Source organism: Sulfitobacter sediminivivens (assembly GCF_042611115.2).
In the GTDB taxonomy this organism is placed as follows: domain Bacteria; phylum Pseudomonadota; class Alphaproteobacteria; order Rhodobacterales; family Rhodobacteraceae; genus Sulfitobacter; species Sulfitobacter sediminivivens.
This window is the reverse complement of the sequence record NZ_JBHGAR020000004.1, coordinates 1-15,598: the sequence shown is the minus strand read 5'-3', so window position 1 is coordinate 15,598 and position 15,598 is coordinate 1. Positions and strand designations below refer to the sequence as shown.

17 protein-coding genes are annotated in these 15,598 nt (G+C 58.0%); 7 read left to right on the top strand and 10 right to left on the bottom strand.

Features of this window, described 5'->3' with window-relative positions:
- Positions 1 to 53 precede the first annotated feature (53 nt).
- From ACEWL3_RS05865 to pcaG, 6 genes are all read left to right on the top strand, one after another.
- Entirely contained in the window at positions 54 to 533 is a 480-nt protein-coding gene (locus tag ACEWL3_RS05865; protein ID WP_114878331.1) for a transcriptional repressor, read from the top strand.
- Positions 530 to 1,270 (top strand): metal ABC transporter ATP-binding protein, encoded by a 741-nt coding sequence (locus ACEWL3_RS05860; protein ID WP_386178010.1) that lies wholly within the window; start codon positions 530 to 532, stop codon positions 1,268 to 1,270. The genes ACEWL3_RS05865 and ACEWL3_RS05860 overlap by 4 nt, the downstream gene beginning before the upstream one ends.
- Complete coding sequence (locus ACEWL3_RS05855) at positions 1,270 to 2,064, top strand: metal ABC transporter permease (protein ID WP_386178008.1); 795 nt, start codon at positions 1,270 to 1,272, stop codon at positions 2,062 to 2,064. Before ACEWL3_RS05860 ends, ACEWL3_RS05855 begins: the two co-directional genes overlap by 1 nt.
- Before the next feature lie 67 nt (positions 2,065 to 2,131).
- Positions 2,132 to 3,301, top strand: a complete 1,170-nt coding sequence (gene pobA / locus ACEWL3_RS05850) for a 4-hydroxybenzoate 3-monooxygenase (RefSeq protein ID WP_386178006.1) — start codon at positions 2,132 to 2,134, stop codon at positions 3,299 to 3,301.
- A complete protein-coding gene (gene pcaH, locus ACEWL3_RS05845) occupies positions 3,301 to 4,041 on the top strand; it encodes a protocatechuate 3,4-dioxygenase subunit beta (protein WP_386178004.1) in 741 nt (246 codons plus the stop codon). Before pobA ends, pcaH begins: the two co-directional genes overlap by 1 nt.
- The gene (pcaG, locus tag ACEWL3_RS05840; protein ID WP_386178002.1) at positions 4,041 to 4,631 is read left to right on the top strand and encodes a protocatechuate 3,4-dioxygenase subunit alpha; all 591 of its coding nucleotides are present in this window, start codon (positions 4,041 to 4,043) and stop codon (positions 4,629 to 4,631) included. The genes pcaH and pcaG overlap by 1 nt, the downstream gene beginning before the upstream one ends.
- Here pcaG and ACEWL3_RS05835 read toward each other — a convergent pair.
- The 10 genes from ACEWL3_RS05835 to ACEWL3_RS05790 form a co-directional block, all read right to left on the bottom strand.
- On the bottom strand, positions 4,628 to 5,041 hold the full coding sequence (locus ACEWL3_RS05835; RefSeq protein ID WP_386178000.1) for a RidA family protein: 414 nt from the start codon (positions 5,039 to 5,041) through the stop codon (positions 4,628 to 4,630). The two genes, pcaG and ACEWL3_RS05835, sit on opposite strands and share 4 nt — an antisense overlap.
- Before the next feature lie 23 nt (positions 5,042 to 5,064).
- Positions 5,065 to 6,255, bottom strand: a complete 1,191-nt coding sequence (kynU, locus tag ACEWL3_RS05830) for a kynureninase (protein WP_386177999.1) — start codon at positions 6,253 to 6,255, stop codon at positions 5,065 to 5,067.
- The gene (locus ACEWL3_RS05825; protein ID WP_386177997.1) at positions 6,256 to 7,083 is read right to left on the bottom strand and encodes a tryptophan 2,3-dioxygenase; all 828 of its coding nucleotides are present in this window, start codon (positions 7,081 to 7,083) and stop codon (positions 6,256 to 6,258) included. It lies immediately after the preceding gene.
- Between the two features lie 10 nt (positions 7,084 to 7,093).
- Positions 7,094 to 8,716 carry an AMP-binding protein gene (locus ACEWL3_RS05820; RefSeq protein ID WP_386177995.1) on the bottom strand — a complete coding sequence of 541 codons (1,623 nt, stop codon included), beginning with the start codon at positions 8,714 to 8,716 and terminating at the stop codon, positions 7,094 to 7,096.
- A complete protein-coding gene (locus ACEWL3_RS05815; RefSeq protein WP_386177993.1) occupies positions 8,713 to 9,864 on the bottom strand; it encodes an acyl-CoA dehydrogenase family protein in 1,152 nt (383 codons plus the stop codon). Before ACEWL3_RS05815 ends, ACEWL3_RS05820 begins: the two co-directional genes overlap by 4 nt.
- Positions 9,865 to 9,922: 58 nt before the next feature.
- Complete coding sequence (locus ACEWL3_RS05810; RefSeq protein WP_386177991.1) at positions 9,923 to 10,723, bottom strand: enoyl-CoA hydratase family protein; 801 nt, start codon at positions 10,721 to 10,723, stop codon at positions 9,923 to 9,925.
- Positions 10,713 to 11,171 (bottom strand): MarR family winged helix-turn-helix transcriptional regulator, encoded by a 459-nt coding sequence (locus ACEWL3_RS05805; RefSeq protein ID WP_386177989.1) that lies wholly within the window; start codon positions 11,169 to 11,171, stop codon positions 10,713 to 10,715. The genes ACEWL3_RS05810 and ACEWL3_RS05805 overlap by 11 nt, the downstream gene beginning before the upstream one ends.
- Positions 11,168 to 11,938, bottom strand: a complete 771-nt coding sequence (locus ACEWL3_RS05800; RefSeq protein ID WP_386177988.1) for an SDR family NAD(P)-dependent oxidoreductase — start codon at positions 11,936 to 11,938, stop codon at positions 11,168 to 11,170. The genes ACEWL3_RS05805 and ACEWL3_RS05800 overlap by 4 nt, the downstream gene beginning before the upstream one ends.
- Positions 11,939 to 12,021: 83 nt before the next feature.
- On the bottom strand, positions 12,022 to 13,080 hold the full coding sequence (locus ACEWL3_RS05795) for an ABC transporter ATP-binding protein (RefSeq protein WP_386177986.1): 1,059 nt from the start codon (positions 13,078 to 13,080) through the stop codon (positions 12,022 to 12,024).
- Positions 13,081 to 13,085: 5 nt separating this feature from the next.
- Positions 13,086 to 13,880, bottom strand: coding sequence for an IclR family transcriptional regulator (locus ACEWL3_RS05790; RefSeq protein ID WP_386177984.1), 795 nt, complete (start codon positions 13,878 to 13,880; stop codon positions 13,086 to 13,088).
- 176 nt (positions 13,881 to 14,056) lie between these two features.
- Here ACEWL3_RS05790 and ACEWL3_RS05785 point away from each other — a divergent pair, with 176 nt between their 5' ends.
- Positions 14,057 to 15,304 carry an ABC transporter substrate-binding protein gene (locus ACEWL3_RS05785; protein WP_386179420.1) on the top strand — a complete coding sequence of 416 codons (1,248 nt, stop codon included), beginning with the start codon at positions 14,057 to 14,059 and terminating at the stop codon, positions 15,302 to 15,304.
- The last annotated feature ends 294 nt before the right edge of the window (positions 15,305 to 15,598 follow it).

The window sequence follows — 15,598 nt, the reverse complement described above, 5'->3', positions numbered from 1 at the left end:
ATTGCTATCCTGCATGTTATAACATATCAAGTGGAAAATTTCGGGAGTTTGCAATGGCCGCCATCGGATTTGAACGCCACGATCACGCCGCATGTGTGCGCACCACACTGGACAGAGCAGAAGCGCATTGCGCCCAAACCGGACTGCGCCTGACACCTGTGCGCCGCCGCGCGCTGGAAATCCTGTTGGCCGAACACCGCGCTTTGGGGGCCTATGACCTGCTTGAAGTGCTGGCCGCCGAAGGTCTTGGCGCGCAGCCCCCAGTGGCGTACCGCGCTTTGGATTTTCTGGTCAAAGCCGGGTTCGCCCATAAGATCGAAGCGCTGAACGCCTATATTGCCTGCGCGCATCTGGGGTCTGACCACGCGCCCGCATTTCTGATCTGCCGGGGGTGCAATTCGGTGGCCGAGACCGATACCGCACCGGCCCAGGGCCGATTGGGTGAGGCTGCCCGTGCTGCCGGGTTCAGGATTGAACGCACGGTGGTTGAGGCCGAGGGCCTGTGCCCCGAATGCCAGAAAGACGCCGCATGAGCCTGATTGAGACGCGCGATCTGAGCTTGAGCTATGGCGGCCAAGTCGTTCTGCAGAATGTCAATTTCCGCATTGACCGCGGTGAAATCGTGACCATCGTCGGGCCCAATGGCTCTGGTAAATCCAGTTTGCTGCGCGCGCTCATCGGGGCGCTGACCCCCAGTGGGGGTGAGGTGATCAGGGCTGCCGGGCTGCGCATTGGCTATGTGCCACAAAAGCTGCAGATTGATGCGACCCTGCCGCTGACCGTGCAACGGTTTCTGAATTTGCCACATCGGCAAAGCAGTGCCACGCTGGACGCCGCCCTCGCCCGTGCGGGTGTACCGGAGCTTGCAAAACGACAGATGAGCGACCTTTCGGGCGGGCAATTTCAGCGGGTTTTGCTGGCGCGTGCTTTGTTGGGCAGTCCTGACATTCTGATCCTCGATGAGGCGACGCAGGGGCTGGACCAACCCGGTGCCGCCGCATTCTACCGCCAGATCGAAGAGGTCCGCACCGAGATGAACCTTGCCGTGCTGATGGTCAGCCATGACTTGCATGTGGTGATGGCCGCCTCTGACCGGGTGCTGTGTCTGAACGGACATGTCTGTTGCGAAGGCGCGCCGGAGCATGTGGCCGATGCCCCCGAATACCGCGCGTTGTTTGGCACCGGAACCCAAGGGGCATTGGCGCTATATCGGCATGATCATGATCACGACCATGGACACGGCCATTCTCATGACCATGGGACCCGCTGATGCTGGATGATTTTGCGATGCGCGCCGCCCTTGCGGGTCTTGGCGTCGCTTTGGCCGCCGCCCCCTTGGGCTGTTTCGTGGTCTGGCGGCGGATGGCGTATTTTGGCGATGCCACCAGCCACGCGGCCTTGCTGGGTGTGGCGCTGGCGCTGGCCACAGACCTGCCGATTTATGCGGGCGTTCTGATCGTAGCACTTGTCATGGCGCTGATTGTCAGCGCCTTGTCAGAGCGCCATGTGAGCGCTGATGCCCTGCTGGGCGTGCTGGCCCATGCGGCACTGGCGCTTGGGCTGGTGGCTGTATCGCTGCTGCCGGGGCAACGGGTGGACCTTTCGGCCTATCTTTTTGGTGAAATACTGGCCGTCACGCGCGTGGATCTGGGTGTGATCTGGCTTGGGGCCATTGCGGTGGCCGTGCTGTTGATCTGGCGCTGGCAGGCCCTGCTGACAGCCACGCTCAATCCCGATCTGGCCACCGCGTCGGGGGGGAAACCGCGCCGCGAGCAACTGATCCTGACGCTGGCGCTTGCCATCACCGTTGCCGTCGCGATCAAAGTTGTGGGGGCATTGCTTATCGCTGCCATGCTGGTGATCCCGGCGGCCACCGCCCGCCCCTTTGCGCGGACCCCTGAAATGATGGCACTTTGGGCGATTGTCCTTGGGGCGATCGCCGCCCTTGGCGGGTTGGCAGGGTCGTTTGCTTTTGACACCCCCACCGGGCCAAGCATTGTGACATTGGCTGCCGCGCTCTTTGCCCTGTCGGCCGCGTTGGCACCGATATTTCGACGGGGCTGAAGCGCGCGTCGTTACCACTAGCCTTAAGGTCAAATTGCGGTAATCTGACCCCAACGCAGGAGGACAGATGCGCACTCAGGTTGTGATCATTGGCGGCGGGCCATCGGGGCTTTTGCTTGGTCAGCTTTTGCACAGCGTCGGCGTCGAAGCCGTGGTGCTGGAACGCAAAACCCGTGACTATGTGCTGAGCCGGATCCGCGCAGGGGTGTTGGAACAGGGCATGGCGTCGCTGTTGAAAGAAGCAGGCGTGGACGCCCGGATGCGCGCCGAAGGGCTGGCACATGACGGCACGTTGATTGCCTATGACGACACGATGTTCCGGGTTGATTTTGCCAAGCACACCGGCCAGCCCGTCATCGTTTACGGTCAGACCGAAGTCACCCGTGATTTATATGATGCCCGCGAAGCGGCGGGCGCGCAGACGCTGTTCAATGTTGAGGATGTTGTCATTGACGGGGCTGACACCGATGCGGTGAGCGTCCGTTTCGTCGTGGATGGCACAGAGCATCAGATCGAGTGCGATTTTGTTGCGGGATGTGACGGTTTTCACGGGGTCAGCCGCAAAACCATCCCCGAGGACGTGCGCCGGGAGTATGAAAAGGTTTATCCTTTTGGCTGGCTTGGTATCCTGTCCGAAACGCCCCCTGTGAACCATGAGCTGATATATGCCAATTCACCGCGCGGTTTCGCGCTTTGTTCAATGCGCCATGCCAACCTCAGCCGCTATTACGTGCAATGTTCAATGGCCGATACGGTCTCAAACTGGTCAGATGCGCAGTTCTGGACGGAATTGAAACGCCGCCTGCCCGCTGAGGTCGCCGAGGCGCTGATCACTGGGCCATCCATCGAAAAATCCATCGCGCCGCTGCGGTCGTTTGTGACTGAACCGATGCGCTGGGGCCGGCTTTTTCTGTGCGGGGATGCAGCACATATCGTGCCGCCCACCGGGGCCAAAGGTCTGAACACCGCCGCCTCAGACGTGCATTACCTCTTTCAGGGGCTCAAGACGTGGTACGCTGACAAGGACCCCGATGGGTTGGACCGCTATTCGGAACGCGCGCTTGCGCGGGTCTGGAAGGCAGAGCGGTTTTCGTGGTGGTTCTCATCGCTGATGCACCGCTTTCCCGATCAATCGGAATTTGATCTGCGCATGCAGCGCGCCGAGCTTGATTTCCTGCGCAGCAATGATGCTGCACAAAAGGCAATGGCAGAAAATTATGTGGGGCTTGCGTACTGATGACTGATGAATTGAAACCATTCGGCGGCTATGTCGCGCGTGATCACAGCAACCACCCGCGCGCTTTGCATCCGGAATACCGCACATCCATCAAACGCAGTCCACAGGCCGCGCCGCTGTCTTTTCCCACCACGATGAGCGAAGAAACGGGGCCGGTTTTTGGTCACGACATGCTAGGCCCGCTCGATGCGGACCTGTTGCATAATTTCGCCGCTGAGGGACATTCGGCCATCGGCCCGCGTATTGTTGTGCATGGCCGGGTTCAGGACCAATTCGGGCGGCCCGTTGTAGGGGCCTTGCTTGAAGTCTGGCAAGCCAACGCCGGTGGTCGGTATCGGCATGCAAAAGAAGGGTATATCGCGCCCCTTGACCCCAATTTTGGCGGCTGTGGGCGGGTGATCACCAATGCGGATGGATGTTATGAATTTCGCACGGTCCAGCCCGGCCCCTACCCTTGGCCAAATGGACCCAACGACTGGCGCCCCGCGCATATTCATTTCAGCGTCTTTGGTGCAGGTTTTGCCCAACGTCTGATCACGCAGATGTATTTTGAAGGCGATCCGCTGATCCCGCTGTGCCCGATTGTCCGCACGATCCCGAACAAGGATGCTGTTGCGCGGTTGATCGCGCCCCTTGATATGGCCCGCACTGTGCCGATGGACGCGCGGGCCTACCGATTTGACATCACTTTGCGGGGGCGCCGACAGACGATATTTGAAAACCGTATGGAGGGGTTGTAATGACCGATTATCCCGAGACCGCAAGCCAGACCGCCGGCCCTTACGTTCATATCGGTTGCACACCAAATTTTGCGGGGATTACAGGTGTTTATGACCGCGACTTAGGTCAACGGATGATCACCGGGGAAACCGCAGGAACCCGCATCACCCTCATCGGTCAGATATTCGACGGCACCGGGACGCCCCTGCGCGATGCGATGGTTGAGGCGTGGCAGGCAGATGCAAATGGCCTTTATGCGGGCATGGACGGTGCTGACCCTCATTTTAGCGGTTTTGGGCGTTGTGCCTGTGATCCGGAGACAGGCGAATTTCGCTTTGAAACGGTCAAACCCGGCGCGGTGCCTTGGCCAAAGGGCGGCATGCAGGCACCCCATATCACGCTCTGGATTGTGGCGCGGGGCATCAATATCGGACTGCACACCCGCGCGTATTTTGCGGATGAAGAAGGCAACGCTAATGATCCGGTAATGGCACGGATAGAACACAAGGTGCGGGTGAAAACGCTATTGGCACAGCCAGTAGAAGACTTCACATACAGGTTTAATATAAGCCTTCAAGGCCCTGATGAAACGATATTTTTCGAAGTCTAGGGCAGCGTCTGTTTCTTGCTGATAATTGCCGTCGCTTCAATTTCTACCTTTGCCTCATCCTCGATCAATGCGGCGACCACGACCATTGCCATTGCCGGAAAGTGCCGGCCCATCACCTCACGGTAGGCTTGGCCAACCTCTGCCTGTGCTGCGAGATATTCGGCCTTGTCGGTCACGTACCAGGTCAGGCGCATGATATCTTCTGGCACCCCGCCTGCGGCCTCGACCACGGCGCGGATGTTTTTCAGCGCCTGTTTCATCTGGCCGATGAAATCATGGGCCTCAAATGTCTGATCTGCGGTCCACCCGATCTGCCCGCCGACAAACAAATGTCCATCCGCACTGAGCATGCCGTTGGCATAGCCTTTTGCAGGTGCCCAGCCTTCGGGTTGAATGATCCGGTGTGTCATGAGTGTTCCTTCCTTCTCGCCGATCACGTCACGCGCGCGCGGATTTTATAGGTTTCATTGTCCCACAGGTCATTGTCCATCACGTCTTTGATCACCGCCACAGCGCGGCTCACGTCCGCTGCATCGAGATAGAGCGGTGTGAAGCCAAATCGCATGATGTCAGGCGCACGGAAATCGCCAATCACGTCACGGTCAATAAGCGCCTGCATCGCGGCATAGCCATGTTCAAACTGAAATGACACTTGCGAGCCGCGCACCGCACTGTTACGTGGGCTCGCCAAAGTCAGCTGCGGCACGTTTGCCTCTACTTCAGCGATAAATTGTTCCTGCAACGCCACGGAAGCCGCGCGCACATCTTGTATATCAATGCCGTCCCAGACCTTCATCGCGACCTCAAGGGCGGCCATCTGAATAATCGGTGGGGTGCCAACGCGCATCCGTTCAATACCCTTGGCAGGCGTATAATTGAGATCAAAATCAAAGGGTTGGCGATGACCCAACCAGCCGCTGAGCGCAGGTTCAACGGTATCCGCCAAATCAGGACGCACATAGATGAACGCAGGCGCGCCCGGCCCGCCGTTGAAATATTTATACGTACATCCCACCGCAAATTCACAGTTGGATCCGTGCAGATCGACCGGAATTGCGCCAGCTGAATGGGCCAGATCCCAGATCATCACCGACCCGTTGTCATGGCAGCATTTGGTGACCGCTTTCATATCATGCATGCGGCCAGAGCGGTAATCGACCTCGGTCAACATCACCACAGCCACGTCATCGCTGATCGCTGATATGACCTCTTCTGGGGCGACTGTGCGCAATTCATACCCCTGCCCCAACAGGCCCACCAACCCTTCGGCAATGTAAAGATCACTGGGAAAATTGCCGGTGTCAGACAGGATCACCCGCCGGTCCGGAACCATCTTGACGGCGGACGCCAATGCCTGAAACACCTTGATCGACAATGTGTCGCCCATCACCACGGATCCTGTTGGCGCGCCAATCAGATTGCCCACCATATTGCCAACCTGTTCGGGCAAGGCCATCCAGCCCGCCTTGTTCCACCCTTTTATCAGCATTTGGGACCATTCATCGCGCAGCATAGTGGCCACGCGGTCAGGCACTCCCTTGGGCATCGGACCGAGCGAATTACCATCGAGATAAACCATGCCCTCTGGCATGATAAACGCTTCTTTTCTCAAGATATTTGCCACCTACAATGCTCCTCTGACATGCCACAATTCGGGGAATAATTCGACCTCAAGCATCTTACGCAGATAGGCCACGCCGCTGGTCCCGCCGGTGCCGCGTTTGAACCCGATGATGCGTTCGACCGTTGTCACGTGATTAAAGCGCCAGCGCCGGAAATAATCCTCAAGATCAACCAGCTTTTCCGCCAGTTCATAGAGTTCCCAATGGGTTGCAGGGTCTTCATAGACGCGCTGCCAAAGGTCCTGCACCTCTTGTTTTGCGGCCCATGCCGTTGGCTCTGGCTTGCCGGACAACGGTTCCACCCCCAACCGCCCGCACAGAAGGTCAATCGCCACCTGATAAAGGCTCGGTTCTTCCATCTCAGCCATCAAGGCGGCGTGAGGTGCGGGCGTGTGTTCGTGCAGTTTGGTCAGCGCCCTGTTGCGGTTGCCCAATAGATATTCGATCAACCGGTATTGGTAGGATTGAAATCCCGATGACGCCCCCAGATGCGGGCGAAACGCCGTGTATTCGCTGGGCGTCATGGTGCGCAAAACATCCCAGGCCGAATTGAGCTGTTCAAATATCCGCGCCACGCGGCTTAACATCTTGAATGCCGGCTGCAAATCACCGGACTGGATCGCCAAACGCGCCGCAGTGAGCTCATGAATGACCAGCTTCATCCACAGCTCAGACGTCTGGTGCTGGATGATAAACAACAGCCCGTCATGCGCCATGTCCAGCGGGTTTTCGACAGTCAGAATCTGATCCAGACCCAGATAATCGCCATAGGATTTGTCCTTGGCAAAATCCATCTTTGCGCCTTTTGAGGCGTCGTCGAAGCTGCTCATGGTGTGACTTTCATTTCTGGTGCCTCAACGCAAAACGCTGAATTTTGCCGGTGGCGGTTTTTGGCAGAGCATCGATAAATCGAATATCGCGCGGGTATTTATAGGGGGCAATCTGTGCTTTAACATGGTCTTGCAAGACCTTGATTGTGTTTTCATCTTTCGGAACACCATCGTTCAGAACCACATGCGCCTGCACAATTGCGCCGCGCGCCTCGTCTGGTGCGGCAACCACACCACATTCGCTGACATAGGGATGGCTCAACAGCGCCGCCTCAACCTCCGGCCCAGCGATGTTATACCCTGCAGAGACAATCATATCGTCATTGCGCGCGGCAAAATGCAGATATCCCTCGTCGTCCATCATGAAACTGTCGCCGGTGATGTTCCACCCGTCTTTGACATAGGCATGCTGTCGGTCATCCGCGAGGTATCGACACCCGGTCGGGCCGCGCACCGCGAGCCTGCCGACGGTGCCAGGTGGCACTTGCGCCCCCGCCTCATCAATCACTTTGGCCTCATAACCCGTCACGGGCTTGCCGGTGCAGGCCGCCTTGTGATCGGTGAACCTGTTCGAGATAAAAATGTGCAACATTTCAGTCGCGCCAATCCCATCCAACATGGGTTTTCCGGTCTTTTCCTGCCAGTCGTGATAGACAGGTGCCGGCAGGGTTTCCCCTGCTGAAACGGCCGCGCGCAGCGATGACAGGTCCGCGCCTGCGTCCATTGCCTGCAACATCGCGCGGTATGCGGTGGGGGCCGTAAAACAAACCGTGGCCTTATATTTTTCAATGATTTCAATCATGTTTGGCGGGCTTGCGGTTTCAAGCAATGTCGCAGCAGCCCCAAAGCGCAGCGGAAATATGGCCAAGCCGCCAAGGCCAAAGGTGAAGGCCAGAGGCGGTGATCCGACAAACACATCCTCAGGCGTGACGCCCAATACCTCGCGCGCATAGCCGTCCGCGATGATCAACAGATCGCGGTGAAAATGCATCGTGGCCTTGGGATCGCCTGTGGTGCCAGAGGTAAATCCAAGCAACGCCACATCGTCCTGCGCCGTTGCTACCGCATCAAACTGAACTGGCTTTTCCAACGCCAGGCGGTCCAGTTCTGCGTCGTGGTTCGACGTGCCATCAAACCCCACCACGGTTTTCAGAAATTTCGACGATTTGGCACAGATCGCCATTTCATCCATCAGCCTTGTGTCGCACAACGCATGGCTGATCTCCGCTTTGTCGACAATCGCGTTCAATTCCCCTGCGCGCAGCATCGGCATGGTGTTCACCACCACGGCACCGACCTTGGTTGCCGCCAGCCAACAGGCCACCATCGCCGGATTGTTCGCACTGCGGATCAACACCCGGTTGCCCGGTTTCACCCCTAGGTTTTCAACCAGTGCACGGGCCAGTTTGTTTGTCCAGTCAGCGAGTTCCTTATAGGTGCGCCGCCGCCCATTTCCGATCAGGGCGGTGTGATCGCCAAATCCCTTTTCAACCATTGAATCAGTAAGTTCCACAGCGACATTCAGGCGTTCGGGATAGTCAAATCCTTCCAAAAGCAGGTCCGGCCAGCTGTCTTGTGGCGGCAGGTTGTCACGCGAAAACGTATCGCTGTGGGCAGATTGAAAAAGTGTCACGTGATGCCCCCCAAAGTCTGTCGCGCGATCACCACACGCTGCACGTCTGACGCGCCTTCATAGATCCGCAAGGCCCGAATTTCACGGTAGAGCCGTTCGACCGTTTCGCCGATCCGCACACCGTCCCCGCCATGCAATTGCACCGCCATATCAATCACCTTTTGCGCCTGATCGGTGGCGAAAAGCTTGGCCATTGCGGCCTCGCGTGTGACCCGCGCCGCGCCCATGTCCTTGGCCCAAGCGGCCCGGTAGACAAGCAGCGCACTTGCATCCACATCTACCGCCATATCGGCGATGCGACCCTGAACCATTTGTAGATCCGCCAATGGCGCGCCCTGAACTCGACGGGTAGACACCCGCGTGACCGCTTCATCGAGCGCGCGGCGGGCAAATCCCAAGGCCGCTGCCGCCACGGTGGAACGGAACACATCCAACACCGCCATCGCAATGCCGAACCCCTTGCCGGGCTCCCCGATCATCGCCGATGCAGGGACCCGGCAGTCCGTGAACGTCAGCCTTGCCAGCGGATGCGGCGCCATGACCTGCAAACGCTCAGCCACGTCAAACCCGGGCAGGCCTGCCGGGACGATAAATGCGCTCAGCCCCCGAGCGCCGGGTGCCTCGCCGGTGCGTGCAAATACCGTGTAGACATCTGCGATCCCGCCATTGGATATCCATGTTTTCTCGCCGTTCAGCACATAATCATCGCCGTCACGTGTCGCGGTCATCGTAGAATTGGCGACGTCCGATCCCGATTGCGGCTCGGTCAGTGCAAACGCAGAAATCGCCGCCCCCGACCGGGTCTGTGGCAACCAGTCAGACTGTTGTTCTGCGGTGCCAGAAAGCGAGATTGCGCCGGTCCCAAGCCCCTGCATCGCAAAGGCAAAATCCGCCAGACCGTCATGGCGCGCCAAAGTCTCGCGGATCAGACACAGGCTGCGCACATCCAGTTTCTGACCGGCCTCGGCACCGGAATATTGCAACCACCCTGCGGCCCCCAACATCGCGACAAGCGACCGGCACGCAGCCTCTGTGTCACCGTGATCAATCGCCGACAGTTCTTTGCCCGCCCACTGATCCAGCGCCTCGGCCAATTCCTTGTGACGTGTCTCAAAAAAGGGCCATTCCAGAAAACTGCGGTCAGACATGGCGCAAAGCCCCCTGTTTCATTGTTCCCCAAATACACATATCCAGACGCTGCACCGCTCAATCCCCTTTAAAAACCGGGCGCTCCTTTGCAACGAACGCCTGATACGCCCGCTCAAAATCCCCGGTTTGCATGCAGATCGCCTGCGCCTGGGCCTCGGCCTCGATTGCCTGTTCGATGGACATCGACCATTCCTGCGCCAGCATTGTCTTGGTCATCATATGTGCAAAACTCGGACCCGCCTGAATCTTCTGAGCCAGATCACGGGCGGCACTTTCCAGATCAGCTGCGTCTGCCAAGCGGTTGAAAAAGCCCCATCTTTCGCCTTCCTCCGCCGTCATCGACCGGCCCGTGTAAAGTAGCTCAGCCGCGCGGGTTTGGCCGATGACACGCGGCAGGATCGCACAGGCCCCCATGTCACAGCCCGCCAAACCGACACGGGTGAACAGAAAGGCCGTCTTGGCTTCGGGCGTTGCGATGCGCAGGTCCGAAGCCATTGCGATAATCGCGCCCGCGCCCACACAGATGCCATCGACTGCCGCAATCACCGGTTTGCCGCAATTCACAATGGCCTTGACCAGATCACCGGTCATGCGGGTAAACCGCAACAGTTCCTTCATATTCATGCGCGTCAAAGGTCCAATGATATCATGGACATCGCCGCCGGAGCTAAAGTTACCGCCATTGGAGCCAAAGATCACCACATCAACATCGTCGGCATAGACCAGATCGCGAAACCAGTCGCGCAGTTCGGCGTAGCTGTCAAAGGTCAGCGGGTTCTTGCGGTCCGGACGGTCCAGCCGCACGGTGGCGATGCCGGCGTCAATCTCGCAGATAAAATGTTTCACATCACTGCGCATTGGCATTTTCCTTTTCTTCGACAAGGGCGGCAAAGCTATTGAGGCGGGTCGCAATCGCGCGGGCATCTTCGGCGCTGACACTGGCAAGCATCTGATCAATCCACGCTTCATGGGCCGCCGCCTGCCGCGCGAATTCGACCTCGCCTGCCTGCGTCAATCGCAGGATTATCGCCCGGCGGTCACCGGGCACAGGTACGCGTTTCACCAGACCTTCGTCTGCCAGTCGGTCCGCGATGCCGGTGACATTGCCGTTGGACACACGCAGCACGCCAGACAAGCGGCTCATTTTCAGGCCCTCAGGATGGCGAGACAGAGCGGCGAGCATGTCAAAGCGCGGCAAGGTGGTTGCGAAATCCTGTCGCAGATTTTCACGTAATTGACCTTCGATGCCGCGTACCACTTTGAGCAGCCGCAGCCAGAGGCGCAGGCGATCTTTGGGACCGTTCATACGTCGCCACCCGACAAAGATAACGTGTGCCCATTCACCGAACCGGCGGCGTCGGACATGAGGTAAAGGGCGGCGGCGGCAACCTCTTCGACCTGAACAAACCGGTTTTGCGGGCTGGCGCGTTGCAGAATTGCGTGAGCCTCTTCGGCTGTCTTTCCAGTACTTTGGGTGATGTTTTGGATGGATTTTTCCAGCAACGGTGTGTCGATGAAACCCGGACAAATGGCATTTACCGTGATGCCGGTGCGCGCCAGTTCGAGAGCTAAGGCGCGGGTCAGCCCCACAACGCCGTGTTTGGCAGCGACATAACCTGCAACATAGGGATAGCCCTTGAGCCCAGCTGTTGAGGCAACTGAAATCAAACGTCCGTGTCCTGCCTCTTTCATCTCGGCCAAGGCGGCCTGCCAGACGTTGAACACGCCGGTGACGTTGACGGCCAGCATATCCGCCATGTCTAAGGCGGTTAATTTGTCAAAGGGCGCAGAATGGGCCGCACCTGCGTTGGCGATGACGGCGGTTACCCGGCCCTGCTTTGCGCGTGCCGCCGCGAATGCCTGCCTGACAGCGGCTTCATCGGTTACATCACAGATTTGATAGGGCAGACCCTGTTCGACCAGCGGCTCCTTGCGCCGGCCCATGATCGTCACGCGATCCCCTGCCGACGCGACAGCCTGTGCAATGGCGGCCCCTACGCCTGACCCGCCCCCGGTGACAACCACGTGCCCCGGTCGGTAAGACGCATTCTTTGTGCGAACAGATTGCGCCAAAAGCTTTCCCCAATGCTGACGTTTGGGAAAGCCTATGGGAGGTCCATATGTATTTCAAGTAAAAATATTTTAAGCCTAAAGAATTACCTAAGCCGCAGGCCGGATTTTGCATCAAAGAGCATCAGACGCCGTGGTTCAAAGGTGATGTCCACGGTATCGCCTTCGCGGGCCCGGTCATCGCCGCGTTCCTCGGCAATGATGCGTTCTCGGGTCGGAGTATCAAGGTGCAGATAGCTGACCCCGCCCAGCGCCTCGGACAGATCCGCATGTAATGCCCCCTTGCCCGGATGCACCTCCATGTGTTCGGGGCGCAATCCGACAGTCACTGCCGTGCCATCGGGCGGCAATTTCACCGTTGGCGTTACTGCCCGGCTCAGTGCAGGCACATCGACAGCGCCATCTTTGACTGTGCCGTTCAGGAAATTCATCGCGGGCGAGCCGATAAAGCCCGCCACAAAGCGGTTGTCGGGGTCGCGGTACAGTTCAAGCGGGGCACCGACCTGTTCGATCACGCCGGCGCGCAGCACAACAATTTTGTCAGCCAGCGTCATTGCTTCGACCTGATCATGGGTCACATAGATCATCGTCGCCCCGATTTCCTTGTGCAGTCGGGCAATTTCAACGCGCATTTCCACGCGCAGTTCTGCGTCCAAATTCGACAAAGGTTCGTCAAACAGGAACACCTCGGGACCGCGCACAATTGCACGGCCAATGGCCACACGCTGTCGCTGCCCCCCTGACAGGTTCGCGGGTTTACGTTTCAGGTAGTCATCCAGTTTCAGGATATCGGACGCCGCTTTGACTTTTTTGGTGATCTCGGCCTTGGGCACGCCGTTCATCCGCAGACCAAATCCCATGTTCTCGGCAACTGTCATGTGCGGATAGAGCGCGTAGGTCTGAAACACCATCGCCACCCCGCGCTCTGACGGGTCGGCTTTGGTGACATCTCGACTGCCGATGCTGATCTGACCTTCGGTGGTCTCTTCCAATCCTGCAATCATCCGCAGCAACGTCGACTTGCCGCAGCCTGAAGGGCCAACAAAGACGCAAAACTCACCGTCTTCAACGACCAGATCAATGCCGTGGATCACTTGCACATCGCCATAGCGTTTGATGGCACCGTTTAGCGTTACACCTGTCATATGCTTCAAGTTCCTGTTTGTTGAATGGGGTGATCGCCCGGGAACCGCCACGCCTCGGCGTGTTGTCCGATGGCCAGCGCTGCTGCCTTGAGATCCGGCACCAGCGCGTCGAGCTTTTGATAATTGGTTGTCTGAGTGGAACCGGTAATCGACAGACCGCCCAGCACCTTGTCGTGTCCCGTCAGAACGGGCACGGCGACACAGATGATGCCCGGTTCATGTTCTTCGCGGTCATAGGCATGGCCGCGTTCAACGATATTGGCCAGTTCCGCTTTGAGCTTTGCAGGCTCTGCGAGGGTTTGAGGTGTAAAGCGGTGATAGCTTTGCTGGGTCAGAACGCGGCGTTGCTCAAGCTCGGGCAAAAAGGCGAGCATCGCCTTGCCCACGCCGGTGCAATAGGCGGGACCCACCTTGCCTGCCTGACTGAACATCTCGACCGGGTGAACTGCGTTGCGCTTGTCCACGTAAAGGACCTGACCATTGTCCAATTGTGCCAGATGCACGGTCAGCCCGATCTTGGCACTCAGTTGGTCCAGATGAGGGCGCGCGATCGGGGCAAGACTGGATTGCGTCCAGGCCGCGTGGGCCAGACGCACAAGCCGCACTCCCAATGAATACGTCTGGTGTTCAGCGTCATATTCCAACAGCCGCTGATTGGTGAGGGTTTGCAGAAACCGATACAACGTCGCTTTGGGAAACGGGCTTGCGCTCAGCAAGGCACCGAATCGCACCGGGCGGCCAAAAGCAGCCACCTGATCGAGTACGTCCATTGCCTTTCCCACTGTGCCGTCGCCGGACATTTGGGCATCCTCCCTTTCGTGCAGGTTATGCTCTTGTTGGCATCAACCCACTTGACAAGCATGGCAGGTTGCGGTGTAGTTTTCAATATATAAAACCAAGTTTCATATAATGGAACCTCGAACGTTAAATGAAGAAGCTGTCTGGGAGGACAATCATGACTTTTAGAAAATCACTCATGCTGGCTGCATTGGCCGGTTCAACCATGTTGGGCGGCGCTGCGTTTGCAGATGGCCATGCCAAGCTGTCCGGGGATCTCAAGATTTTCCTCGACACATCCAACCCTGCGCCCCGCGCCGCGATGGAAGGCGCGATTGGCCGCTTTGGTGAAAAGCACCCTGATCTGAATATTGAAACGACCGTGATTGACCGCGAAGCCTATAAAACGCAGATCCGCAATTTTTTGACCGCTGATGCGCCAGACGTGGCGACATGGTACGCCGCCAACCGCATGCGCCCCTATGTGGAAGCGGGCCTTTTTGAGGACGTGAGCGACCTGTGGGAAGAGGACATGTTCAAAGAGGACCTCGCCTCGACCAAGGGGGCGATGACCATAGATGGCAAACAGTGGGGCGTGCCTTACACGTACTATCAGTGGGGCGTCTATTACCGCGAAGACATCTTCAAAGAACTGGGCCTGACTGAGCCGACCACATGGGAAGAAGAGAAAGCCAACTGCGCCAAGATCGTTGAAAGCGGTCGGGCCTGCTATACCATCGGGACCAAGTTTTTGTGGACCGCCGGCGGCTGGTTTGACTACATGAACATGCGCACCAACGGCTTTGATTTCCATATGCAATTGCTGCAAGGCGATGCGTCGTGGGAATCAGACGAGGTCAAGGCGACTTTCGCAAACTGGAAAGAGCTGATCGACATGGGCGGCTTTATTGCCAACCACCAGACCTACAGCTGGCAGGAAGCGCTGCCTTTCATGGTGAATGGCGAAGCGGTCGCCTATCTGATGGGTAACTTTGCCGTGGCACCGCTGCGCGAAGCGGGACTGAGCGATGACCAGATTGATTTCTATCAATTCCCGTCGATCAACCCGGATGTGGCACTGGCCGAAGACGCGCCAACAGACACGTTCCACATTCCGGCCAACGCCAAGAACAAGGATGCCGCACGTGAATTCCTGCGTCATATGGCAAGTGCCGAAGAGCAGACCATCATCAATGCTGGCGACGCACTGGGGCAACTGCCCGTCAATGCCAAAGCGTCTGTGGATGACGACGAATTCCTGAACCAGGGCTTTGCGATGTTGTCATCGAACAGTCCCGGCGGTGTTGCACAGTTCTTTGACCGGGATGCCCCAGCGGAAATGGCCAAAGTTGCGATGGAAGGGTTCCAGGAGTTCATGGTCAAGCCGGACCAAGTCGACAGTATCCTGTCCAAGCTGGAGCGCGCACGCGGTCGCATCTACAAGTAAGCAGGCGAGGTGCACCCATGGGTGCAACTTATCCCGCTTTTGACACTGCAAGGCGCGGCAGCCAGCCGCCCCTTGCCCCCCGTTATCCGCCGTAAGGCGCAGGCCCCCTGCACCGCTGCCCAAGGATAGATCATGACCCAAGCTGCCCTGCCCACCGCATCCGCGCCAACACGTTCTTATTGGCAGCGCAATCAACAGACGCTTGCGCCTTGGCTCTTTCTTATCCCCGCCATCCTGTTCTTTGTGTTCTACGTCATCTACCCGGTTTTCCAGTCGTTCAACCTGTCGCTTTAT

Coding starts and splice junctions, on each gene's coding strand:
- ACEWL3_RS05865 (WP_114878331.1), top strand. CDS start 54: ATGGCCGCCATCGGATTTGAACGCCACGATCACGCCGCATGTGTGCGC.
- ACEWL3_RS05860 (WP_386178010.1), top strand. CDS start 530: ATGAGCCTGATTGAGACGCGCGATCTGAGCTTGAGCTATGGCGGCCAA.
- ACEWL3_RS05855 (WP_386178008.1), top strand. CDS start 1,270: ATGCTGGATGATTTTGCGATGCGCGCCGCCCTTGCGGGTCTTGGCGTC.
- pobA (WP_386178006.1), top strand. CDS start 2,132: ATGCGCACTCAGGTTGTGATCATTGGCGGCGGGCCATCGGGGCTTTTG.
- pcaH (WP_386178004.1), top strand. CDS start 3,301: ATGACTGATGAATTGAAACCATTCGGCGGCTATGTCGCGCGTGATCAC.
- pcaG (WP_386178002.1), top strand. CDS start 4,041: ATGACCGATTATCCCGAGACCGCAAGCCAGACCGCCGGCCCTTACGTT.
- ACEWL3_RS05835 (WP_386178000.1), bottom strand. CDS start 5,041: ATGACACACCGGATCATTCAACCCGAAGGCTGGGCACCTGCAAAAGGC.
- ACEWL3_RS05825 (WP_386177997.1), bottom strand. CDS start 7,083: ATGAGCAGCTTCGACGACGCCTCAAAAGGCGCAAAGATGGATTTTGCC.
- ACEWL3_RS05815 (WP_386177993.1), bottom strand. CDS start 9,864: ATGTCTGACCGCAGTTTTCTGGAATGGCCCTTTTTTGAGACACGTCAC.
- ACEWL3_RS05810 (WP_386177991.1), bottom strand. CDS start 10,723: ATGCGCAGTGATGTGAAACATTTTATCTGCGAGATTGACGCCGGCATC.
- ACEWL3_RS05805 (WP_386177989.1), bottom strand. CDS start 11,171: ATGAACGGTCCCAAAGATCGCCTGCGCCTCTGGCTGCGGCTGCTCAAA.
- ACEWL3_RS05795 (WP_386177986.1), bottom strand. CDS start 13,080: ATGACAGGTGTAACGCTAAACGGTGCCATCAAACGCTATGGCGATGTG.
- ACEWL3_RS05790 (WP_386177984.1), bottom strand. CDS start 13,880: ATGTCCGGCGACGGCACAGTGGGAAAGGCAATGGACGTACTCGATCAG.
- ACEWL3_RS05785 (WP_386179420.1), top strand. CDS start 14,057: ATGCTGGCTGCATTGGCCGGTTCAACCATGTTGGGCGGCGCTGCGTTT.